Origin of the sequence: Chryseobacterium sp. ON_d1 (assembly GCF_006829085.1) — a bacterium.
In the GTDB taxonomy this organism is placed as follows: domain Bacteria; phylum Bacteroidota; class Bacteroidia; order Flavobacteriales; family Weeksellaceae; genus Chryseobacterium.
The window spans coordinates 15,849-36,619 of sequence record NZ_BJTC01000003.1 but is presented as its reverse complement, the minus strand read 5'-3'; the positions used below and the strand labels follow the sequence as shown (position 1 = coordinate 36,619).

Sequence of the window (20,771 nt, the reverse complement as noted above, 5' to 3'; positions counted from 1 at the left end):
GTATGATCATTTAGATTGCACCATCCTGCCCTCCTCCTGAAGGCTGCTCATTATACATTTCTTCGGAATCTACCAGCGGATTAATCTGCTGCTGAACATCTTTGTCAGCATTTTTAAAGTTCTGCTGGCTGGCTTCCGCTCGCTGCCCGTGGTCTATAATTTCAATGCATGGAGTACCGGCAACAGCACATACTGCCTTGCTGTCTTCCACAATGATATATCCGCCATTGCTGAGCTGTACTTTATCATAAAACTTCTGCCATTCTGTGACCATAATTTTGCATGGCGGCGGCGGGCTACCCATTTTGGTACAGTTTCCGAATGTATTTTTTTCAAATGTGGCTGCTCCAATTTCTTTCGTAGTAACGATCAGTTTTTTGGAAGCGCTTTTATCATTGGCATATTCTTTTTGGTGTGTAAGTACTTTCAGCTTGTCCGGAACCTGTCCGAACTGGCATTTGCATAGAGCTCCCTGTACTACAATATGTTTTTCTGCCATATTAATTTTATCTTTAGTGAAATGGTAATTTAGTTTTCATCAATTCCTGAAACGGATACTGAAATCTTTTTTTCTTCCTGCAGCATTATGCTGCATTCCAGATAAAGAGATTTCGGAAGTGAAGTTTCTTCTTTCATATAGTTTATTATTCTGAAGGTTCCGTCTTCATTCATTACAGGTGCATCATTTATAATCAATGAAAAGGGCGATCTTCTTATAAAGTCATCAATATTTCTTTCTTCATATAACTTTCCTGATCCTTCTACCGTAATCAGGCCGGTTTCTCCTTTCAGCGGATCTGTTTCCAGCGTGATTTTATATCCAGGTTCAATAGCATTATCTACTACAGGAAAGGTTGTTATCATCTCAGTTTTATATTCTGGACCATAGCTTTGGTATATTCCAAAAAACAAAGTACGGATGAAATAATCATTTTTCAGGTAAAGATCGATGGCTTCAGGCCGGCTGATTACTTTTTCAATCTTTCCGCAGTATTCGTCTACGGTTTGGCCATCAAATTCTTTATACAGTTCTTCCTTTACAGCGGACCATCTTTTCAAAAACACCTCAGCATTTTCTATGGCTTCAAATTCCCCATGTTCATTGGTGCTGATCTGTAACGGGTATAAAACCTTAGATGTTCTGTAAGCCAGCAAATCGGCAATTTCATTTACTTCTTCTTCATTGAGATAAAGGTTTGATGTTCTGTCTATCTCAAAAAAATGATTTCCTTTTTCTGTTTTCAGCCAGCGAACAGATGTTTCATATTTTAATTCGCTTTTATCTTCTCCTTTTTCAATGGTAATGACCACACTGTATCTTCGCACTGAAGCTTCCGGCTGAAGGACAAGGCTGTTTCCTTTTCCGAATTTCACCAAAAGGTTTTTATCTGCAACTGCAGTTCTCGGAATAAAAAGCTCTTTCTGCCCGTTCAGGTTGATCAGGATCATATCCTTAACAGCGCAATGGTTGTTGTGGAAGAGTTTTAATGCGTCTTTATCCAATCCGTACAGCGAGGCTATACTTTTTAAAGTTTCATCTTTCTGAACGGTATGTATGTTATATTCCTGCATAAAAATGTTCCTGCTTCAATTTCTTTCTTTGTATGGTATCTTTTTAAAATTTAATTCTAATGGATAACTCTTGTTCTGTTTGGTCTCGGATCCATACCAATTCCTTCTCTTCTGGCTGACCAATGAAGATATTTATGGCGAAGCGTTCTTAAATCATCCTGTTCTTTTACTTCTTTCTGATAAGCCGCCTGGCGGTTTTCCGGGATTTGGTTTCCTCCATAGGCGTCACGCAGTTCTTTATAATGTCTGAAAGAGTATGGCTTTCCGTCTCCCATGACGTAAGATCTGAGACGTTCCTTTATTCCTATTAAAAATTGATCATCCGAAATGGAATATTTTTCATCTGTCAGCTTCTTCATGGTTATGGGAAGATTCTTACCTATACCATATTCTGCCATAAAATGTAAAGGAATGTAACTGAATGTTTTCAGCAGATAGCGTGAGCCTTTCAATGACAGGTAAAATCCCGGAGTAATGGTGAGTTCACCTTTTTGGTACCATCCTTCGTTTTCAAGTTCTGTCTTTAATGCCTGCAATTTCGTACTGGTTGTCCACGATGTTTCAACTTCTTCCCATGTTTCCTGTCCGTTTTCATAGGCACCTCCTACATCGCAGTGAACACCGGGGAATGTTTTTTCAGTTCCGATATGTACTCTTGTGAGATCAAAGTTTTCTCTGTGTTCATTTTCTGCAATGAAGTGAACGACAGTCTGGGCTTTTCCGATGTCATTCAGGCTCAATTCTTCTACGTCATTGCTGAAATTGGGCATTGGTGACAGGTATTTTGAATAAGAAGAAACGGTATCATAAATTCCAAGAAATCTTACTTTTAAGACATCTACCTTTAATCCTGCTTCTTCGAGCTTAAGGCCAAGATGTCCCCATTTTGGAAGCTCTTCCCCTTCTACACTTTTACCGTCACCATCTGAATAAGTGGTCACTGTAGCAGCTTCATTGGAAATGGTACGTGCGGTAGCTTTATATTTTGCTTTTCCTATTTCATATACAAAATTACGGGCAGCGGCAGCTCCGCGGCTGAATCCGAACACATCAAAGGTAAGAACTGCGATTTTATCAGCTTTTTTTTCTGCTTTAATGGTTTTCACCTTTTTTACGATTTCCTCGCAGCCTTTTCTCACTTTTGATCTGATCCCGGTTTCTCCGGTTCCGAAAGCGTATCCCAGCGTAGCATCTCCTTCTTTATCCTGTGTACCGATACCTTCTATATAAATACCGAAGTTTTTATCATAATTGTCCCACATACGGGCTACATTGCTCCAGTCATTGTTGTAGCTTGTATTGTCTGATGATTTTCCACCATGTTTTTTATGGGCATTCGTGTTATTTTTTCTTTCGTCTGTATTGGTTTTATTGTTCAGGGTTCCGTCAAAAAAAATCCCAATGGTAATATCCAGTACCTCCTCTTTGGATACAGTTGGTGTATAGCTTCCAAATTGATTATTGTGCATAGTTCTTGTTTTTAAATTGACTGAATGAAACCTATTCTTCTATCTTTTGAGATACTCTTATTTTTGCTTTGGTTACCGGAAGTTTGTCTTTTTCAGAGTCAATGGATATCAAAACCTTTGTATTGTCTTCATTGACTTTAATGGTCAGATCAATATTTTTGTCTTTTCCTGTTTTCTGAAACAAATCAAATATTTCTTTGTCATCAAAAGCGTCTATCCATACCGCATACCTGTTGTTGTTTTTATCTTTCCAGTAAAAACCGCAGAATTTTGGTATAGCTCTGCTTTTGTATGTATTATCTTTTAAACTCTGATCAAAAAGATTTTCCTGTTCTCCGTTATAGCTGGTAAACCCGAAATCGATCCAGGTGGCTCCTTCCGGGAGAATTACGGAAGGTTTCCAGTTGTATCTTTCTCTGTATACATTATAAATGTCTGCATCAGGATATCCTTCTTTTTCAATTTTCTCACGAACTTCCGGCTTGAATGTTTTGTAGGACGGATCTTTCAGCATTCTGTCTGCAAAGCCTTCTTTCAGCATGTATTGGGCATTGTCATATGCTTTTTCTTTGGTAATGACAGTATCATGTGCCTGGAAAGCGCCCACTTCCTTCTGATTTCCAGCACCTTTCACCCACAGCACTACTCTTCCCTTCGGAGCCAATCCTACCACAAAAGAATGGTAAGTAGCTTTCTTTTTTGTGTCCTGGTCTACGAATCCCTCATCCAAAAGTTTTTTGATCTTTTCTTTATCCAGTTCCCATTTTCCGGTGTAAAATTTTTTCTCCACTAAGGAATACCATGTGAATTCCAGCTTATGAGGAGCATTCATTCTTTCGGTGGTTACGTTCATGGTACCTCCTTCTTTACCCCATCCGGTATTCTGTGTTCCCCAGATGGCATCAAAGGCATAAGTGAAATCATTGGCAATAATAGCTCCTTCATATACTTCCATGGGATATTCCTGCGGAGCAGAAACGGTTCCCAGCCATGTGTATTTTTCTTCCATTTTTTTATTCTGACAATTCGTTAATGAGAAACAGCATATAATAAAAAGAATCAGTATGTTATATTTACTTATGGCCATGGGACATAATCTTCTTGTTACTTGCTAAAACCAGATTTTCCTTATGTGCTTCCACATTGATTTTCTTTGCTATTTTTTCAACCTTTTTTCCAACGCTCAGATGATAAGTATCTTTCACTGTGATGCGCAGATTGGTTGCTGTCTTTATAATTGCCATATCAGAAAAGTTTTGATTTTTCAGCACTGTTGAATTCTACGATCTTTCCACTCTGCATGGTCATATTTTCCAGCTCGCTGAACATGGAAATTTCCCCTGCAATTTCATTGGAAGTTTCAGACTGTCTCTTGAATTCTTTTTCAATCATTTCTGTTCTGGTATCGGAAGTTTCTGTAATGTCTCCCGAAGCCGTAAGTTTCATATCTTTTCCTGCAATGGAAACAATATTATCGTTTGCGGTACTGGTAATGCTTGCTCCTGCCCCTATAGAAATTTCTTTTCCTGCTGTGATATTGATATTGTCACCTGCATTCAAGGTGAAATTTTTAGGAGCTTTCATGCTGATATTTCCCTGTCCGTCCATGAAATAAGTGTTGCCGCTCGGATCAAGAATCGTCACGCTTCCCTCTTCATCATTCATTAGAATTCTGATCCCGCTTCTGGTTTGAATAGACTTCAGGTGATTGTTGACACCTCCTCCCAAGGCTATTCCTCCATGGAACATTCCTCCCATTACAAAAGGTCTGTCCGGATGACTGTGCACAAAATTGACCATCACCTGATCTCCCACCTCGGGAATAGCCACATAGCCACGGTTTTGGGTAATCTGGTCTGTTCCTCCTGCATCAGGGCTCATCATACGGATAAAGTGAGTGGTGTCATTCGTCTGCCAGTCAAATCTTACCTGTATTCTTCCCTGTCCTTCCGGGTCCGTATTGGAAATAACAGTTGCTGTCTGTGGCTCAGCTTTGGGAATGGTAAATTCCGGCTTTGGAAGAAATCCAGTATCCGCTGCGATACCTACGAAGCTTCCACTGTAATGCCCTCTGGTGTCGATTTCATGCTCTGATTCCGTAATCATGATTCTGGTGAAATAAGAGGTTTCATTGGAATCCTGTTTACGCATCTGTACATCTGCTACACAGCCTGGATGCAGAAACGGAACCGTTGTATTTCCTGAAACGGAAAAAACATTTACTGCTTCACTTCCCGAAGCACTTTTCTGAGAGTACTCAACATCAAGGTGTGTGGTTGCTTTAATAGGAGCTATTTGCAAAGCAGGTGTTTTATAAATAGTTTCATTATGGCTGTATGCTGTTTTTGCAAGGTCACTTACATGTTTGATCGGCGTTGACCCTGAAGTCAGCTTTTCATTTTTATTGCTGTTATAACCGTAGAACTGCGGCTTGGTGTGTACAGCTTTCAGCTCAACTTTAATATCATTGGCACTGCTTCCGTAAGTAAGGGTAATGGGTTTATTCTGAGCCGGAAGTTTTCCGAAATGTAAAACTTCTCCGTCATAAAAGAACTGTTCACCATATGCTTCAGCCATTCTGGCCAGATAATTATAATGGGTTTCATCGTACTGGCTGCTGTAGATGATCTGAGAATAGTTATTGGCATCTATCCTGATATCAAAACGGCTTTTATCAATCCCCTGTTTGATGACTTCTTCAGCAATAATTCCGATGTTAACAGGCTGGGAGCCTCCAAAACTCTGAATATGAGGTGCCCCGTCAAGAAGAATGGTAGGGCTGTATCCTGTAAGCACAATATTTCCCAGGCTCATTTGCTCCTGACTGAACCCTACTCCGGTAATCACTCCTACAAATGTTCTTTCAGGGCTGTTGTCTATATCTTTATAGGAAATCACTGCTGTAAGCCTTTTTCCAAGAAACTTATTGGCTTCTTCCAGTGAGTGGGTTTGTCGGTCTCCCAGGGTATCATGTGCCAGTGTCAGTGTGAATTCATGATGTCGTCTTGTACTTTGCTTAAGCCTGAAATGTTTGTAATATTTGATAATTTTACCTTCTATAACAAGGGAAAGCTTTACCAAACGGTTAATACCTGTATGATGGTTTTCGGAAATACCATCTGCATTCTGCGTTGGACGAAAAGACGCCGCTTGTAATTTTCCAGGTGTATTTGACATATTTTTTAGTGATTTGATTAATTTTCTAAACGGTTATTCAACAGAACGGGAGTTTAAAAACATAAACAAAAGATCCCGCAGAATATAGTCTAAGGTAAAAAAGACCGTCTTATAAGGACAGTCTTTTATTTTTTATTCATGAAAGACTTAGCTCATCGGCCAAAGTCCGTCATAAAATGAATTTCCATATATGATACTTTCAGCGCTCACTACGAAGCTAATCAGCATATTATTACTGTCAATTGCATCAAAGTCCACTTCATGCTGGATAACATATCCGTTTTCCCATTTCAGAGAAATCAGGGTACCCTCTTCGTGAGATTTGTTGAAATTGATCTCCCCGCTTGTAGGTTTATATTTGCTGTTCAATAAGCTTTCTAAAATATCAGATTTTTCTGTTGCTTCAATTGTTACTTTGATCAATGCATTTGACGGATCAGATGCTACACGTCCGGAAACATCTGTAGCTCTTGATACACTGTAGTTAAGCTTTAATAGCTTCTGACCTTCACCTCCATTGAATTTTAAGATTCCTCTTGAATTTCCTGCCATATTCTTAAATTTAAATCTTTATAACAAAGATAGACTTCATGTTCTAATTTAAAAAGTTTTTGTGGCACTGTTTCATAAATTGTAGTAGTTCTACGACATTTCCAAAATTCAGCACAACAAAACAAAGCAAGAATTTTAATCTAACAAATTTTATTTTTTATTGAAATTTTTCTAAATAATTCTCTTTAAATCAAAATACAAAATAAGATACATTCTATATTTTCTGTTTAAAATCAAACACTTACACTATTCTTATCTTTAATTAATAATGTTTATATAGGTAGCCAATGATCATAATAATAAGATTAACTCCCACCAAAATCATTAAAATATTACTGTATTTTCTTTTTTTATCGATAAAGCTCAAACCCAGCGTAAGAAAAAACAACAATAAGGTATATACCGCAGGATACATTTGAAAAGCTTCAGCAAATTTTCCTTCAAATACCAATACGACTGCTCTCTGTGCACCACATCCCAGGCATTCTACTCCCAGGAATTTTTTACTGGGACAGGTAAGCATGAAGTCGTTGATATCCATTTCTGTTGCTTTGAAAGTTATCCGGGAACTAAGAAGAGATTTTGGCTCTGGTGTACTGATGAGGAAAGAAACAGTCTTCCTTCATTTCAAAAGATCCCTGAACAGCAATATAAGGATTCCTCAAAATTTCTCTTGCCACAAAAATCAGATCAGCATCTCCTTTCTGAAGGATTTCTTCAGCCTGTTCTATTCTGGTAATTAAACCTACTGCTCCGGTGTTCACTCCTGCTTCATTTCTCACCTGTGATGAAAAAGGAACCTGATAGCCGTCAAAAACAGGAATTTTTGCCCCATGGATATTTCCGCCGCTGGATACATCAACAAGGTCTACTGCGTGTTCTTTTAAAATTTTTGCCAGTTCCACACTGCTTTGGATATCCCAGCCGTTTTCAGCATATTCTGTTCCTGAAATTCTTACAAAAAGGGCCGTATTTTCGTTCAGTTCTTCGTTAACGGCATCTACAATTTCGATCAGAAACCTGATTCTGTTTTCAAAGCTCCCTCCATATTCATCTGTCCTGATATTGGAAAGTGGTGATAAAAACTGGTGGATCAGATATCCGTGTGCTCCATGAAGTTCAATAATATCAAAACCGGCTTCTACAGCTCTTTTTGCAGCTTTTTTAAAGTTCTGAATCTGTTCCTTCACCTCATCTGTAGTCAGTGCATGCGGAATTCTTTCCGTCGGATGGTAAGGAATAGGGCTTGGTGCTACAGTTTCCCAGCCTTCTTCCACAGAAATCTGTATGTTATTCCATGTAGATCCTTTTCTTCCGGCATGGGCCAGCTGAATTCCTATTTTACTTTCGGAGTTTTTATGAACAAATTCTACGATTCTCTGCAGCTTCTCCGCCTGTTCATCATTCCAGATTCCCATACAGTGATTGGTGATTCTTCCTCTGGGCTCTACTCCGGTAGCTTCTACGATCAGCAGGCCTGTACCGCCTTGTGACCTGCTTCCATAATGTACAAAATGGAAGTCGTTAGCTTCTCCGTTTTCGCATGAATACATACACATAGGTGACATTACCCATCTGTTTTTCAACTCTACATTTCTGAATTTTATTGGTGTGTATAGCATTTTTAATCTTAAAAAAATTGAACTTTTCAGGGGAAGAATAAAATATTGCCCACTTCATTAAAAAGAACTAATTTTACCCCCCTTTTTTAGTTGACAATAAATATATGAAAAAAGACATACAGATCAGTTACGAATATTTTAAAAATAGCGGTGAACTGAGCGATATAGAAAATAAATTATTTGAAAGAGCCAAAGAAGCCCGTGAGAATGCGTATGCGCCTTACTCTCAGTTTCTGGTAGGATGTTCTGTATTATTGGAAAACGGAGAAATCTACTCCGGGAATAATCAGGAAAATGCAGCCTATCCATCAGGACTCTGTGCTGAAAGAACGACTCTTTTCTGGGTAGCTGCCAACTTCCCGAATATGAAAATAAAAAAGATCTTCGTAGTAGGCGGCCCTAAAGAGTTCCATGAAAAGAATCCTCCGATTCCGCCTTGCGGAGCATGCCGTCAGAGTCTGATTGAGTATGAAACCAAGCAGAACGAGAATATTGATCTTTATTTTTCAAGTATGAATGAAGAAGTTGTAAAAGTACATGCGGTGAAGGACCTGCTTCCTTTTTATTTTGATTCAACATTTTTGTAAGAAAAGACTTTATCCTTGTCAAGGTTTAAAACCTTGACAAGGATAATAAAAAAAAGCTGTTTCATACTTTGAAACAGCTTTTTTTTATTATCCTTCGGATTCCAGATCATCGTCTTCGTATTGCTCCAGATAATAGCTGAAACTAAAATCTTCCACTTCTTCTTCGGCATCCTCCAGCGTTGTCAGCAGATCTTCAAAAATCTCAAGCTGATCTACTGTCATGTTTACGAATTCTAAATGGAGTGGCATTTCAAGATCACCGGTGATGGTATCAAAAAGTGCATCAAGATTATCTCCAAAGTGTTCAGGAAGCTGGATCTTCTCTTTCAGCTGGGTGTAAAAATCTTCATAGTCACCGATGTCTGTAAAATCTATATATACTGTCTTCATATTGAATTAAATTTCCAATTTTTATTGATTAAAAAAGTTTTGCATTTTTTGCAGAAATCCGTTTCTTCATCCGTAGGATTTTTGCCTTTCGCATCCCTCATAAAACACATTTTTTCAGGACAATGTGACAGCCCTTGCGTATGTCCCAGCTCATGAATGGCTATTTTATAAAACTGCTTATCCGAATTTTCTTTATCAAGTCTGAAATTTGAGGCTACACAAGCTTTTCCTGGCCTATACCCTAATCCCATAATTCCAAAGTCTGCTATCTTACCTCTCGTGGCACTGATGTCTTTTGAAGTCAGGCCAATTGTAACAAAACCTTCTTTTGTTTCCTTATTCAAGAATTTAATGATTGAATCTGCCCTATATCGGTTTCTCTCCTTATAGAAAGTATTTTTCGGAAAGTCTATAGCTTCCTGCACTGTTACATTCGGATATACCCTTCGTATTTCCTCAGCTACTTTTGCTACAGTTTCCGGTTTAATATTTTTAAATGGTCGTATAAGTATTGTTATAGCTGTTTTTTCAGTCTTTTCCTTTACTGCTATATTTTTCTTTTCTGAACATGAGTACGTCAGAAGCAAAACAATTAAAAGGTAAAAAAAGTTTCTATTTTCCAAAATTAACACTTATCATTATTTAAATACAAATTATGCACTAGTCATTGCGAGGAGCGTAGTGACGAAGCAATCTCATAAAACATCCATAATATCTTCAACATCCTCCGCAAGATCTTTCCAATCAGGGTTTATAACTATTGATTAAATCCAGTTTCTTTTGCCTGGAACCTGCTTTTATTTGTTTTTCTCTATATATAGCATCACCTATTTCCTGAAAGGATTCCCAGTATAGCAGTATATATAAATTATATCTTGAAGTAAAACTTTGAGAATAATATGATTGTTTATGCTGTTGAACACGTTTGGGCAGATTTGAAGTCACTTCTGTGTAAAGAGTAGTATGATTTTTATTCGTCATAATGTAGACAAAACCTGCTTTCATCTGTGGTTATTTTTTAGAGATTGCTTCGTCGCTTGCACTTCTCTCAATAACTATTCACTATGCATAATTACTGTTTCTCAAAACTCTTATAATGGTTTTTGGTAAGGTATACATCACCGTTCTCAGTATAAATGATACGGTCAGCATTTCTTCCGCCACAATGATAATTTACATCTGCTTCAAAATATCTGTTTCCATCCGGCAGGCGTCCTTCTCTGTTTCCGAATTTATCTCCGCCAATAGCTTTTCCGGGAAGCACATCACAAAGATTTCCTTTGGACGGATCCCAACCCTGCTTTCTGGCTTCTTTTTTAGTAATATAATAATCCGGAAGCTTATGATTCTGCTTCACATAACTGATTACCGTTTTTTCTTCAGTAAGCTGCTCAATAGAAACCTGAGCCGATGAATTATATGCTTCTTCTGAAGAAGTACTGCCATAACTCACTGCCTCCTTTTTTACAGGACCCGACAAATCTCTCTTGTCTTCAATAAAATTCCTGTAAATATACATCACAGCCATCCCGAAAAGGAGCCCCAGGCATATGAAAAAGAGTGATCTTATTTTACCATTCATGATAATTTTGTATTAATGTAACAATTTACCAATATAACAGTGTAACAACAAGAAAACATAAAATATTGACAAACCGTTACATTGTTAAATAGGTTCTTTCATGCTATTTATTTACTTCTCCATTCTTCAGGAATATCACAAACCGGAATAGGATCCATTTTATGTTTCGCTGCTTTGTGCATTCTGTCAAAAATCTGGAAAACTTCCTTATCTCTTCCTTCGTAATCATCAGCCGTTTTAGTCCCATATTCTTTCTGGATTTTTTCCAGCTCAGGATATGTAGCTCCGATTTGCTGCTCGTCTGTTCTGTCAACATCCCAAAGTCCGTCCGTAGGAATAGCCTCCTGAATGCTTTTTATAAGATTCAGGCCTTTAGCCAATTCATAGACTTCAGTCTTATAGAGGTCAGCAATTGGAGAAACGTCTACTCCGCCATCACCGTATTTCGTATAGAACCCGATCCCAAAATCCTCTACTTTATTCCCTGTTCCGCAAACCAAAAGTCCGTTTAACTGTCCGTAATAGTAAAGAGTAAGCATTCTAAGACGGGCTCTGGTATTTGCAAAAGTTAGTTTTTCATTTGGATACACCTCATCATTTACATGGAAGGTTTTATAAATTTCTTCAAATGCCGGCGTCAGATCTACAGATATTGTTTCTACATTAGAAAATCTGGATTTAAGATCATTCATATGATCCTGTGCCCGGTCTACCTGATCAGCTTTCTGACGGATCGGCATTCCGACCAGTAATGTTTTCATCCCTGTCATCGCAGCCAGCGTAGAAACCACTCCGGAATCTACCCCTCCGGAAACTCCAATTACATATCCTTTTACTCCGGCATTTGTTGCATAATCTTTTAACCAGTTTACAATATGATCTATTACTTTTTGTGTCTGCATCGTTTATATATTTTTTTAATCTATTCCAAATTCCTGAGGGTATTTCACCACTCCTTTTTTATTTTTTAATCCGTCTTTTACCAACTCTATAGCCATTCCGTTTTCTTCCGGAATTTCGAATGGAAATGAAATCCCAAAATTACTCGTTTTTTTGTAACCAAAACGCGGATAATATTTTTCATGTCCGATGAGTATTACAGATTCATATCCCAGCTCTTTCGCTCTATCATGTCCCCAAAGAATAAGCTTAGCTCCGATTCCCTGGTTCTGGAACTCAGGTTTCACGGAAACAGGTGCCAGTGCGAGGGAATCAAATGATTCTTTATCATTGACAATCTTAATTTTTGTGAACAGAATATGCCCGGCAATAATACCGTTTTCATCTTCTGCCACTAATGATAATTCTGGAATAAATGCTTCGGATTCCCTCAGTTTTTCTACCAGAAACTGTTCCTGATGATCACTGTGTTCCATTTTCCTGAAAGCCTCTTCCGTAAGCTGGAAGACCTGTTGATGGTCTTTTTTTTCTTCCTGACGTATTGTTATCATTTTTTATTATATTTTTCACGCTTCAGTTCATACCAGAAGCAGGTACCATCAGGTTCTTCGAATTCTCCGGTCTTTTCAAAGCCTAATTTTCTTAAAATATGATTGGAAGCATCATGTTCAGAATGAGCATAGGCATAGATAACCTCTGCATTCAGATCATTAAAACCATATTCCAGAGAAGCAGTACCGGACTCCATTGCATATCCTTTCCCCCATGATTCCGGCAGAAAACGATATCCGAGTTCCAGTACATTTTTGTAACCATTCGTTTCAAGGGTAAGCAATTTCAGTCCACTCCATCCTATCAGAAGTCCGCTTTCTTTTTCCACGACGCCCAATCTTCCGACTCCGTTTTCTTCATATTGCTTCTGAATCATTTTAATTACATTTTCTGATTCTTTAATATCTGTCAAAGCCGGTATTCCAATATATTTCATCACTTCAGGATTAGAATCCAGAAGAAACATTCGATCTACATCTGTATCTTCAAGTTTTCTTAAAATAAGCCGTTTTGTTTCTATTTTCATATTCATTAATTTTGCTTCTCTGCGCCAAAAATGGTGACATCTGTTTTCGCTGCTTTCTTTATATCTGATCCTTTTTTTATATTATTACCTGTTATATTCAGGGTTTGCAAAACCGGATTTCCGGAAATATCAATTTCCTGAAGCTTATTATGTTCCAAATTCAGTTTTCTCAATGTCTTAAATGGAGTCAGGTCAATTATTTTTAAACGATTTAAAGATAATGTTAATTGGTCAATTTTTGGAATTCCTGCCAGTGAAATACTCTCCAGTTTATTATTATCGAGATATAGCGAGGTTAAGTTTTTAAGATGGTCTGCTTTGAACGAAGACATTTTGCATCCCGTACACGAAAATAGCTCCAGCTGATCCAGATCACTGACTGTTATCAACGGAATTACATTATCATCCATAACAGTCATTTTTACATTTTTAAAAAAGCGCAGGTCTTCTGCAGAAGTAATTCCCCGGTCAACGAGAAACAGATTCGTTACCATAGCTGCTTCAGGAGATTCCAGCAGTCCGTTTTTATTCAGATCAAAATTTTCCAGCACTGCTTTTTCAAAGTTTTTATCTTTAAATTCAAGCTTTTGTCCATAGAAAAAATATATCGTAAAAATAAGGCAAAGGGCTGTAAATATTTTAATTTTCATCATAAATTGTGTATTTAATCCTTATTTTTGTAAACTTAAATTTCATGTAAAAATAATGAAGATTTTTAGATATATTGCACTTTCTTCTGTTTTAGCTGCCGGACTTATTTCCTGCAAAAAAGAACCTGAAAATCAATGGAAGGTAGAGGTTAAAGAACCGGCTGAAAAAGTTGATATCACAGATATTTCCAAAGAATTTTATAATCCCGGTATCCCTTTGAATCAGTTTAAAGCTCAATTTCCATGGTTTCAGGGAAGTGTTTCTGATACTGATTTCGAAAAAAGAAGAGCAGATGCTGAAGAGATAAAAATCTACAGGGAAGCGATCGGAAAAATAGATCAGACAAAGCTTCAAAAAGAACTTCAGAATTTATTTTCACATATCAAATATCACTTCCCACAGTTCAAAAGCCCAAAAGTATATCTGTTTTCTTCAGCCTTACAGATGGTACAGGATCCGATATTTTATGATCAGAAAGGAAACCTTCTTTTTATAGATGTTACGGGCTTTATGGGAGATGGAAATGCCAACTATAAAGGGTTGGAGCTGTATTTCCAAAAATCCATGAATCCACAAAATATTGTTCCGAAAGTATCACAGCTTTTTGCAGAAAATATTGTAACAGAGTCTCCTGATCATCAGAAGTTTATTGACCAGATCGTTCTGAATGGAAAAGTAATGATTCTTCAGGATGCTTTTCTGCCTGATGTTCCTGATTATCTGAAAATGAATTATACCAGAAAGCAGTATGAATGGGCAACAGCTAATGAAGCCAATATCTGGAATTATTTTGTGGAAAGCAATCTGATTTTCGGAGATGATCCGAGACTGGGAGAACGTTTCATCTCGCCGGGACCATTCTCAAAATTTTACACAGAAATTGACAATGAATCTTCACCACAGATCGGAATTTTTACAGGATGGCAAATCTGCAAAGCATACCTGAAGGAAAAGCCTGAAACGAAGCTCACGGATTTTCTGAAAATGGATGCCACCACAATTTTTAATCAATCCGGTTATAAGCCGAAACTTAAATAAAGAAAATTTAGAATTCAGAAAAAATAGAAAAAATGAGAAAGACTCAGATTACGATAGATGTAGAGCTTGATGAAAATCATGTCCCGGAAAACATTACATGGAACGCTCAGGATGGCGGTATTGAAAAGCAGGAGACCAAAGCAACCATGATTTCTGTGTGGGATGATAAAACAAGAGAAGCGCTAAGAATTGATCTTTGGACCAAAGAAATGCCTGTAGACCAGATGAAGATGTTTATCCACCAGATTCTAATATCTTTAGGAAACACGTATCAGAGAGCAACAGGAGAAGAGGATGTAGCACAGTGGATGGAAGAAATTGCAGAAGAGTTTGCTGTGAAATCGGCTATCAAGTAAAATGTAACACATTCAATGTAACAATGTATTAGTGTAACAATATAACAATCTTTAAATAGAAAAGTATTGGTACACTATTAGATTATTCAGATTGATAAATTATAAAATATTATGAATTTTAATACAAAAGTAATTCACGGAGGGCAGCACCATGAGTCTGCAACAGGTTCTGTAAATGTACCTGTATTTTTAACCTCTACATTTGCACAGAAAAGCCCGGGAGTACATTCCGGATATGAATATTCAAGAGCAGCCAACCCAACAAGACAGGCGCTGGAAGACTCTTTAGCAAGTATTGAAAACGGAGCAAGAGGTCTAGCTTTCGGTTCTGGCCTTGCAGCCATCGACTGTGTTTTAAAATTATTAAATCCCGGTGATGAAGTAATTGCTGTAGATGACCTTTATGGTGGTACCTACAGAATGTTCACCAGACTTTTCGAAAAATATCAGCTTAAATTTACATTCGTGAATTTTGATGATGTTTCTAAAATTGCTGATGTTATCACAGATAAAACAAAACTGATCTGGGTAGAAACGCCAACGAACCCATTGATGAAACTGGTAGATATCAAAGCGGTAGTGGAAGTTGCAAAAGGGAAAGGCATTTTAGTAGCAGTGGATAATACTTTTGCTACTCCTTATATCCAGAGACCGATTGATTTGGGTACTGATATTGTAATGCACTCTGCAACCAAATATTTAGGAGGACACTCTGATGTTATTGCCGGAGCTCTTATTGCCAAAGATGCCGAACTGGGAGAAAAGCTTCACTTTATTCAGTTTGCGAGTGGAGGTATTTTAGGTCCCCATGATTCTTATCTTGTATTGAGAGGAATTAAAACACTGGCCTTAAGAATGCAGAGACATTCAGATAACGGCCTTGCTGTAGCAAAATATCTAGAGACTCATCCGGCGGTTGATAAAGTAATTTATCCGGGATTGGAATCTCACCCCCAATATGAACTGGCAAAATCTCAAATGAAGGAATCCGGAGGAATGGTTTCATTCACTTTTAAATCAGGAAAAAAAGAAGATGCCATTAAGTTCTTAGAAAAAGTAAAAGTATTCACTTTAGCAGAATCTTTAGGAGGAGTAGAATCTTTAGCAAACCACCCTGCTCTGATGACTCACGCTTCCATTCCTGCAGAAAAACGTGCTGAACTGGGAATCACTGATGATCTTGTCCGTTTAAGTGTAGGTATTGAAGATGCGGAAGATCTTATTGCAGATCTCGAGAGAGCTTTCTCTTAGCAGAAAATACATTAATGAGAAGGATTGCAAAATCTTTCTCATTTTATTATAACCACAAACTGTACTATGAAAAATACAAGAAAGGCAGCCATTTCTGATTTACCGGAACTTGCGGAATTGTTTGATCAATACCGGATATTCTACCATAAAGACTCTGATATTTCCGCAGCAAAAGACTTTCTTCGAGAAAGACTTGAAAATAAAGATTCCGAAGTTTTTGTTACAGAAGAAAATGGTCAACTGACAGGTTTTGTTCAGTTATATCCCATATTTTCATCTACAAGAATGCAGCGCTACTGGCTTCTGAATGATCTCTACGTTAATGAAAACTACAGAGGTAAAGGCTATTCCAAAGAACTGATTGAAATATCCAAAGAACTCTGTCGTTCTTCAAAAGCCTGTGGCATCCTGCTGGAAACAGGAAAAAGTAATGACATAGGAAATCAGCTTTATCCCGCCTGCGGTTTTGAGCTCTATGATTCTGTAAATTTCTACGAATGGACTAATCATGCGTAATGAGCAATAAGTAATAAATAATTTTCACATTATACGCACGAACAAACCCAGAATCCAGAAAACTTGTATCCCTAAATTACTACTAAAAACAAAAAATAATATGACCGAATTTCAAAAATACATCCAAAGATACTTAGATCAGATTCCATCAGAAGACTGGTTAAACGAATTAAAAATATCCGCAGACAAAACCATAGGCATTTATTCCAATCTTACTGAAGAGCAATCTACATTTGCTTACGCAGAAGGAAAATGGACTTTAAAAGGACTCCTGCTCCATTTATCAGATACGGAAAGAGTTTTTCAATACAGAATATTAGCTTTCGCCAGAGGAGAGAAAAAAAACCTTCCCGGATTTGACGAAAATGAATATGCTGACCAATCTTTTGCCAATGAAAGAAGTCTGGAATCTCTTTTAGAAGAATATAAACTGGTAAGGAAGTCCTCTCAGATTTTATTAGAAACACTTCATCCTTCCGCTTTACAACATACTGGTACTGCGAATGGCCACGAAATTACTGTGGAAACCATCGGAAAACTGATCGTGGGACACAATTATCATCACCTGAGTATTATTGAGGAAAGGTATTTATCGAAATTGGGATGGATGTAGACATTCAACAATAAGTTTGGATTATTATAGGTTTTGGCTAAAGCCATAGTATTGGTATATTTTAATTAAATGGGCTAAAGCCCATTTCTATTGAATAGAATAATATCTCTAATAATTCATTGCATCATCTTTAACAACGCTATAAAGCATCAATAGGAACGGGCTTTAGCCCGTTTTCTCCTTATACACTATCCATTGGCTTTAGCCAAAACTTATTGAAAAAAATAATACTTTTGGTAAAACAACACAAATGGCTTTTATCAAAATTTATATTCATCTTGTTTTCTCTACAAGAAACAGAGATCCGTTTCTCAATACATTCGACATACGTCTCAAGGTCTGGAAACATATTAAAGAATATGCTACTGAAAAAGGATTATTTTTAGATATGATTAATGGCTATTCAGACCATTGTCATTGCCTTATTTCTCTGGGATCTAATCAGAATATAGAAAAAATTGTTCAACTGATAAAAGGTGAATCGTCTCATTGGATTAATAAAAATAAACTTGTCACTGGAAAATTTTCATGGCAAGATGAATATTTTGCAGTCTCAGTTTCCGAATCTATGGTGGATATCGTAAGAAATTATATTAAAAATCAGGAAAAGCATCATCAGAACAAGAGTTTTACTGAAGAATATAAAGAATTTATTGAGAAGTATAATTTTAAAATGTGATAGGTTTGGGCTAAAGCCCATTTCTATTGAATAATAACATCTCTAATAATTCCTCACACCATCTTTAATCAATCATCTAAACATCAATAGGAACGGGCTTTAGCCCGTTTTTACATTATTTACCCTTATTCCATTGGCTTTAGTCGAAACTTATCATCCTAATTATATTTACCACCAGATTTTTTGTCTGAAACTCACAGATTTTCTACCTTTATCCACTCTTTGAACTCATATAAAATTATGGAACATATTATCGAAATATTAAAATCCGGCGGAACGATTCTTTACCCTACAGATACCATCTGGGGAATTGGTTGTGATGCCACCAATATAGAAGCTGTCAATAAAATTTTTGAAATCAAAAAACGTGAAAAGAATAAATCTATGATTATCCTAGTGGAGTCTGAGAAAAGACTTCAGGATCTGGTAGATGTCCCTGAAATGGCGTGGGAAATTATTGATCTCAGCGAAAAGCCTGTAACCATCGTTTATGAAAATCCAAGAGGCCTGCCTAAAGAGCTCCTTGCTGAAGATGGAAGTATCGGAATTCGTCTTGTAAAAAATGATTTCTGCAAAAAGCTGATTACGAAACTGAACAGACCTTTGGTATCCACTTCCGCCAACTTCAGTGGTGAAAAAAGCCCGTTGAAATTTTCTGATATCTCTCAGGAAATGATCAACCTTGTAGATTATGCGGTAGAAGAAGACAGAGAAAAAGTTTCAAAATATTCAGGTTCTTCGGTAATCAAAATATGGAATGACAACAGGATAAAAGTTCTGAGAGAGTAATTATTCTGAAGTTGCCTGTTTATTTTTAGAGTCTTGTCAGTTCATCTTGGCAGGATTTCTTTTTTTTAATTCTATCTTTGCAAACTCAACTCATAAACTATTTGCTATGGATCATCAAAAATTTGCTCAAACGTGGGTGAATGTCTGGAATTCTCATCATTTAGAGGATATTCTGTCCCATTACGCGGATGATATTGAGATCATCACTCCTATGATTGCTATGGCTACAGGTGGCAGGGAAAGTTCATTAAAAGGAAAAGAAGCTGTCCGTGAATATTGGAGAAAGGCACTGGATAAATTTCCGGACCTTCATTTTGATCTGATCCATTCCACGGCGGGAGTAGATTCGATAGCATTATTTTATAAGTCGATTATGGATAAACATGCTGTTGAAGTCATGTTTTTCAATGAAGATGGAAAAATTAGTAGAATGTATGCACATTATGATTAATGATGGCAACATTGGTAGAAATTGACACTGTTATTAACGATGAAAATTAATCTTAATCAAAATAAAAATTTAAAACTATTTAAAATCATTTCTGAAGCAGCAGAAAGGAATAACCAGTCCGTATACATTGTAGGGGGTTATGTACGCGACCTTCTGATGAACAGAAAAGCTTCTACAGATATAGATTTTGTAACGGAACAAAGCGGTATTGAGCTTGCCCAGAATGTAGCTCAGGATATAGATCCTAAATTAAAGGTTTCCGTATTCAAAACCTATGGTACTGCTATGATCAAGTATAAGGATCTCGAACTTGAATTCGTAGGAGCGAGAAAGGAAAGCTACACAGAAAACAGCCGAAAACCTGAAGTAGAGGGGGGAAGTCTGGAAGATGACCAGAAAAGAAGGGATTTTACCATTAATGCGATGGCGATCTCTTTAAATAAAGCCCATTTCGGCGAACTGATCGATCCATTCAATGGAATCGATGATCTCGAGAAAGGAATTTTAAGAACCCCTCTGGAACCTGCACAAACTTACTCTGATGATCCTTTGAGGATGATGAGAGCAGTACGTTTTGCTTCGACTTTACATTTTAAAATTGAGGAAAACTCATTACAGGCTATCCAACAGGAAGCAGAAAGAATCAGGATCGTTTCTATGGAAAGAATCATGGTGGAATTCAATAAGATTATGCTTTCTGAAAAACCTTCTGTAGGACTTAAATTAATGGAGCAAACCGGCCTTTTAAAGCTGATTGTTCCTGAACTGATTGAACTGAAAGGGGTGGAAGAAGTAGAAGGTCAAACACACAAGGATAATTTTTACCACACACTGGAAGTGGTGGATAATATTTCCGTAAATACTGATAATCTATGGCTTCGTTGGTCTGCCCTGCTTCATGATATCGGAAAAGCTCCAACTAAAAAGTTTGTGGAAGGAACAGGATGGACATTCCATGGACATGAGTTTTTAGGCTCAAAAATGGTCAAAACACTTTTTCAAAGATTGAAACTACCTTTGGGAAGTGACATGAAATATGTTCAGAAAATGGTGAAGCTTTCGTCAAGACCAATTGCTCTGATCACTGATGATGCATCAGATTCGGCATTGAGGAGGCTCTTATTCGATGCCGGTGAAGACCTGGAAGATCTTTTCACCCTTTGCAAGGCAGATATTACCACGAAAAACTCCAGGAAACAGGAAAAATTCAAAAGAAACTTTGAATATGTAGCGGTAAAGATCAAGGAGGTGGAAGAAAAAGATCAGGTAAGAAATTTTCAGCCACCTATTACAGGTGAAGAGATTATGGAAATGTTTAATCTTAAGCCGGGCCGAGAAATCGGCATTTTAAAAGAGAAGGTAAAAGAAGCCATTCTGGAAGGTGAAATTCCCAATGAGAAGGAAGAAGCTACAAAGTTTGTCATTGCTGAAGCTGAAAAGCTGGGACTGACCTTATAATTTAAATATAAAAAAACAAAAAATTCCGGCGGGATGTTCC

At 37.3% G+C, this 20,771-nt stretch carries 27 protein-coding genes; 10 read left to right on the top strand and 17 right to left on the bottom strand.

The annotated features are described in order from the left end of the window. Positions 1-10: 10 nt before the first annotated feature. The 9 genes from CRS_RS05710 to namA form a co-directional block, all read right to left on the bottom strand. Complete coding sequence (locus CRS_RS05710) at positions 11-499, bottom strand: DUF4280 domain-containing protein (RefSeq protein WP_142723114.1); 489 nt, start codon at positions 497-499, stop codon at positions 11-13. A gap of 29 nt (positions 500-528) precedes the next feature. Next, entirely contained in the window at positions 529-1,572 is a 1,044-nt protein-coding gene (locus tag CRS_RS05705; protein WP_142723113.1) for a hypothetical protein, read from the bottom strand. Between the two features lie 56 nt (positions 1,573-1,628). Continuing rightward, positions 1,629-3,041 carry a DUF2235 domain-containing protein gene (locus CRS_RS05700; protein ID WP_142723112.1) on the bottom strand — a complete coding sequence of 471 codons (1,413 nt, stop codon included), beginning with the start codon at positions 3,039-3,041 and terminating at the stop codon, positions 1,629-1,631. Positions 3,042-3,072: 31 nt separating this feature from the next. After that, on the bottom strand, positions 3,073-4,050 hold the full coding sequence (locus CRS_RS05695) for a DUF2931 family protein (RefSeq protein WP_228451191.1): 978 nt from the start codon (positions 4,048-4,050) through the stop codon (positions 3,073-3,075). A gap of 64 nt (positions 4,051-4,114) precedes the next feature. Next, positions 4,115-4,285: a hypothetical protein gene (locus CRS_RS24350; protein WP_156121567.1), complete on the bottom strand. Its 171-nt coding sequence runs from the start codon at positions 4,283-4,285 to the stop codon at positions 4,115-4,117. Position 4,286: 1 nt separating this feature from the next. Continuing rightward, complete coding sequence (locus CRS_RS05690; RefSeq protein ID WP_142723110.1) at positions 4,287-6,218, bottom strand: type VI secretion system Vgr family protein; 1,932 nt, start codon at positions 6,216-6,218, stop codon at positions 4,287-4,289. Positions 6,219-6,365: 147 nt separating this feature from the next. Continuing rightward, a complete protein-coding gene (gene tssD / locus CRS_RS05685) occupies positions 6,366-6,770 on the bottom strand; it encodes a type VI secretion system tube protein TssD (RefSeq protein WP_142723109.1) in 405 nt (134 codons plus the stop codon). Positions 6,771-7,032: 262 nt separating this feature from the next. Next, entirely contained in the window at positions 7,033-7,311 is a 279-nt protein-coding gene (locus CRS_RS05680) for a DUF2752 domain-containing protein (RefSeq protein WP_142723108.1), read from the bottom strand. A 28-nt stretch (positions 7,312-7,339) separates the two neighbouring features. Then, entirely contained in the window at positions 7,340-8,392 is a 1,053-nt protein-coding gene (gene namA, locus CRS_RS05675) for an NADPH dehydrogenase NamA (protein ID WP_142723107.1), read from the bottom strand. Between the two features lie 104 nt (positions 8,393-8,496). On the opposite strand from namA, the gene CRS_RS05670 reads away from it, so the two are divergent. Continuing rightward, on the top strand, positions 8,497-8,979 hold the full coding sequence (locus CRS_RS05670) for a cytidine deaminase (RefSeq protein ID WP_142723106.1): 483 nt from the start codon (positions 8,497-8,499) through the stop codon (positions 8,977-8,979). An 87-nt stretch (positions 8,980-9,066) separates the two neighbouring features. On the opposite strand, the gene CRS_RS05665 is transcribed toward CRS_RS05670, so the two are convergent. The 8 genes from CRS_RS05665 to CRS_RS05630 form a co-directional block, all read right to left on the bottom strand. Continuing rightward, positions 9,067-9,369 (bottom strand): barstar family protein, encoded by a 303-nt coding sequence (locus CRS_RS05665; protein WP_142723105.1) that lies wholly within the window; start codon positions 9,367-9,369, stop codon positions 9,067-9,069. Beyond that, a complete protein-coding gene (locus CRS_RS05660; RefSeq protein ID WP_228451190.1) occupies positions 9,366-9,992 on the bottom strand; it encodes a Zn-dependent protease in 627 nt (208 codons plus the stop codon). The genes CRS_RS05665 and CRS_RS05660 overlap by 4 nt, the downstream gene beginning before the upstream one ends. A gap of 121 nt (positions 9,993-10,113) precedes the next feature. Continuing rightward, complete coding sequence (locus CRS_RS05655) at positions 10,114-10,374, bottom strand: GIY-YIG nuclease family protein (RefSeq protein ID WP_228451189.1); 261 nt, start codon at positions 10,372-10,374, stop codon at positions 10,114-10,116. A gap of 67 nt (positions 10,375-10,441) precedes the next feature. Continuing rightward, on the bottom strand, positions 10,442-10,951 hold the full coding sequence (locus CRS_RS05650; protein WP_142723104.1) for a ribonuclease domain-containing protein: 510 nt from the start codon (positions 10,949-10,951) through the stop codon (positions 10,442-10,444). A gap of 107 nt (positions 10,952-11,058) precedes the next feature. Next, positions 11,059-11,853: an NAD(+) synthase gene (gene nadE, locus CRS_RS05645; RefSeq protein ID WP_142723103.1), complete on the bottom strand. Its 795-nt coding sequence runs from the start codon at positions 11,851-11,853 to the stop codon at positions 11,059-11,061. A 15-nt stretch (positions 11,854-11,868) separates the two neighbouring features. Then, a complete protein-coding gene (locus tag CRS_RS05640; RefSeq protein WP_142723102.1) occupies positions 11,869-12,402 on the bottom strand; it encodes a GNAT family N-acetyltransferase in 534 nt (177 codons plus the stop codon). Beyond that, complete coding sequence (locus tag CRS_RS05635) at positions 12,399-12,929, bottom strand: GNAT family N-acetyltransferase (protein WP_228451188.1); 531 nt, start codon at positions 12,927-12,929, stop codon at positions 12,399-12,401. The genes CRS_RS05640 and CRS_RS05635 overlap by 4 nt, the downstream gene beginning before the upstream one ends. A 5-nt stretch (positions 12,930-12,934) precedes the next feature. After that, complete coding sequence (locus CRS_RS05630) at positions 12,935-13,582, bottom strand: leucine-rich repeat domain-containing protein (RefSeq protein ID WP_142723100.1); 648 nt, start codon at positions 13,580-13,582, stop codon at positions 12,935-12,937. Positions 13,583-13,634: 52 nt separating this feature from the next. Here CRS_RS05630 and CRS_RS05625 point away from each other — a divergent pair, with 52 nt between their 5' ends. From CRS_RS05625 to CRS_RS05585, 9 genes are all read left to right on the top strand, one after another. After that, positions 13,635-14,618 (top strand): gliding motility protein GldB, encoded by a 984-nt coding sequence (locus CRS_RS05625; RefSeq protein WP_142723099.1) that lies wholly within the window; start codon positions 13,635-13,637, stop codon positions 14,616-14,618. Positions 14,619-14,650: 32 nt separating this feature from the next. Further along, the gene (gldC, locus tag CRS_RS05620) at positions 14,651-14,974 is read left to right on the top strand and encodes a gliding motility protein GldC (protein WP_123872449.1); all 324 of its coding nucleotides are present in this window, start codon (positions 14,651-14,653) and stop codon (positions 14,972-14,974) included. Between the two features lie 111 nt (positions 14,975-15,085). Further along, on the top strand, positions 15,086-16,225 hold the full coding sequence (locus CRS_RS05615; protein ID WP_142723098.1) for a cystathionine gamma-synthase: 1,140 nt from the start codon (positions 15,086-15,088) through the stop codon (positions 16,223-16,225). 66 nt (positions 16,226-16,291) lie between these two features. After that, positions 16,292-16,741 (top strand): GNAT family N-acetyltransferase, encoded by a 450-nt coding sequence (locus CRS_RS05610; RefSeq protein WP_142723097.1) that lies wholly within the window; start codon positions 16,292-16,294, stop codon positions 16,739-16,741. Between the two features lie 100 nt (positions 16,742-16,841). Further along, entirely contained in the window at positions 16,842-17,354 is a 513-nt protein-coding gene (locus tag CRS_RS05605) for a DinB family protein (protein WP_142723096.1), read from the top strand. A 250-nt stretch (positions 17,355-17,604) separates the two neighbouring features. Then, the gene (tnpA, locus tag CRS_RS05600) at positions 17,605-18,033 is read left to right on the top strand and encodes an IS200/IS605 family transposase (RefSeq protein ID WP_142723095.1); all 429 of its coding nucleotides are present in this window, start codon (positions 17,605-17,607) and stop codon (positions 18,031-18,033) included. A 240-nt stretch (positions 18,034-18,273) separates the two neighbouring features. Beyond that, positions 18,274-18,822 carry an L-threonylcarbamoyladenylate synthase gene (locus tag CRS_RS05595; protein ID WP_142723094.1) on the top strand — a complete coding sequence of 183 codons (549 nt, stop codon included), beginning with the start codon at positions 18,274-18,276 and terminating at the stop codon, positions 18,820-18,822. Between the two features lie 106 nt (positions 18,823-18,928). Beyond that, positions 18,929-19,273 carry a nuclear transport factor 2 family protein gene (locus tag CRS_RS05590; RefSeq protein WP_142723093.1) on the top strand — a complete coding sequence of 115 codons (345 nt, stop codon included), beginning with the start codon at positions 18,929-18,931 and terminating at the stop codon, positions 19,271-19,273. A gap of 39 nt (positions 19,274-19,312) precedes the next feature. Then, positions 19,313-20,731 carry a CCA tRNA nucleotidyltransferase gene (locus CRS_RS05585; RefSeq protein WP_142723092.1) on the top strand — a complete coding sequence of 473 codons (1,419 nt, stop codon included), beginning with the start codon at positions 19,313-19,315 and terminating at the stop codon, positions 20,729-20,731. Positions 20,732-20,771: the final 40 nt, after the last annotated feature.

Bases quoted from the DNA above. Each gene is read 5' to 3' on its own strand.
- CRS_RS05710 (WP_142723114.1), bottom strand. From the start codon at position 499: ATGGCAGAAAAACATATTGTAGTACAGGGAGCTCTATGCAAATGCCAG.
- CRS_RS05705 (WP_142723113.1), bottom strand. From the start codon at position 1,572: ATGCAGGAATATAACATACATACCGTTCAGAAAGATGAAACTTTAAAA.
- CRS_RS05700 (WP_142723112.1), bottom strand. From the start codon at position 3,041: ATGCACAATAATCAATTTGGAAGCTATACACCAACTGTATCCAAAGAG.
- CRS_RS05695 (WP_228451191.1), bottom strand. From the start codon at position 4,050: ATGGAAGAAAAATACACATGGCTGGGAACCGTTTCTGCTCCGCAGGAA.
- CRS_RS24350 (WP_156121567.1), bottom strand. From the start codon at position 4,285: ATGGCAATTATAAAGACAGCAACCAATCTGCGCATCACAGTGAAAGAT.
- CRS_RS05690 (WP_142723110.1), bottom strand. From the start codon at position 6,218: ATGTCAAATACACCTGGAAAATTACAAGCGGCGTCTTTTCGTCCAACG.
- tssD (WP_142723109.1), bottom strand. From the start codon at position 6,770: ATGGCAGGAAATTCAAGAGGAATCTTAAAATTCAATGGAGGTGAAGGT.
- CRS_RS05680 (WP_142723108.1), bottom strand. From the start codon at position 7,311: ATGGATATCAACGACTTCATGCTTACCTGTCCCAGTAAAAAATTCCTG.
- namA (WP_142723107.1), bottom strand. From the start codon at position 8,392: ATGCTATACACACCAATAAAATTCAGAAATGTAGAGTTGAAAAACAGA.
- CRS_RS05670 (WP_142723106.1), top strand. From the start codon at position 8,497: ATGAAAAAAGACATACAGATCAGTTACGAATATTTTAAAAATAGCGGT.
- CRS_RS05665 (WP_142723105.1), bottom strand. From the start codon at position 9,369: ATGAAGACAGTATATATAGATTTTACAGACATCGGTGACTATGAAGAT.
- CRS_RS05655 (WP_228451189.1), bottom strand. From the start codon at position 10,374: ATGAAAGCAGGTTTTGTCTACATTATGACGAATAAAAATCATACTACT.
- CRS_RS05650 (WP_142723104.1), bottom strand. From the start codon at position 10,951: ATGAATGGTAAAATAAGATCACTCTTTTTCATATGCCTGGGGCTCCTT.
- nadE (WP_142723103.1), bottom strand. From the start codon at position 11,853: ATGCAGACACAAAAAGTAATAGATCATATTGTAAACTGGTTAAAAGAT.
- CRS_RS05640 (WP_142723102.1), bottom strand. From the start codon at position 12,402: ATGATAACAATACGTCAGGAAGAAAAAAAAGACCATCAACAGGTCTTC.
- CRS_RS05635 (WP_228451188.1), bottom strand. From the start codon at position 12,929: ATGAAAATAGAAACAAAACGGCTTATTTTAAGAAAACTTGAAGATACA.
- CRS_RS05630 (WP_142723100.1), bottom strand. From the start codon at position 13,582: ATGATGAAAATTAAAATATTTACAGCCCTTTGCCTTATTTTTACGATA.
- CRS_RS05625 (WP_142723099.1), top strand. From the start codon at position 13,635: ATGAAGATTTTTAGATATATTGCACTTTCTTCTGTTTTAGCTGCCGGA.
- gldC (WP_123872449.1), top strand. From the start codon at position 14,651: ATGAGAAAGACTCAGATTACGATAGATGTAGAGCTTGATGAAAATCAT.
- CRS_RS05615 (WP_142723098.1), top strand. From the start codon at position 15,086: ATGAATTTTAATACAAAAGTAATTCACGGAGGGCAGCACCATGAGTCT.
- CRS_RS05610 (WP_142723097.1), top strand. From the start codon at position 16,292: ATGAAAAATACAAGAAAGGCAGCCATTTCTGATTTACCGGAACTTGCG.
- CRS_RS05605 (WP_142723096.1), top strand. From the start codon at position 16,842: ATGACCGAATTTCAAAAATACATCCAAAGATACTTAGATCAGATTCCA.
- tnpA (WP_142723095.1), top strand. From the start codon at position 17,605: ATGGCTTTTATCAAAATTTATATTCATCTTGTTTTCTCTACAAGAAAC.
- CRS_RS05595 (WP_142723094.1), top strand. From the start codon at position 18,274: ATGGAACATATTATCGAAATATTAAAATCCGGCGGAACGATTCTTTAC.
- CRS_RS05590 (WP_142723093.1), top strand. From the start codon at position 18,929: ATGGATCATCAAAAATTTGCTCAAACGTGGGTGAATGTCTGGAATTCT.
- CRS_RS05585 (WP_142723092.1), top strand. From the start codon at position 19,313: ATGAAAATTAATCTTAATCAAAATAAAAATTTAAAACTATTTAAAATC.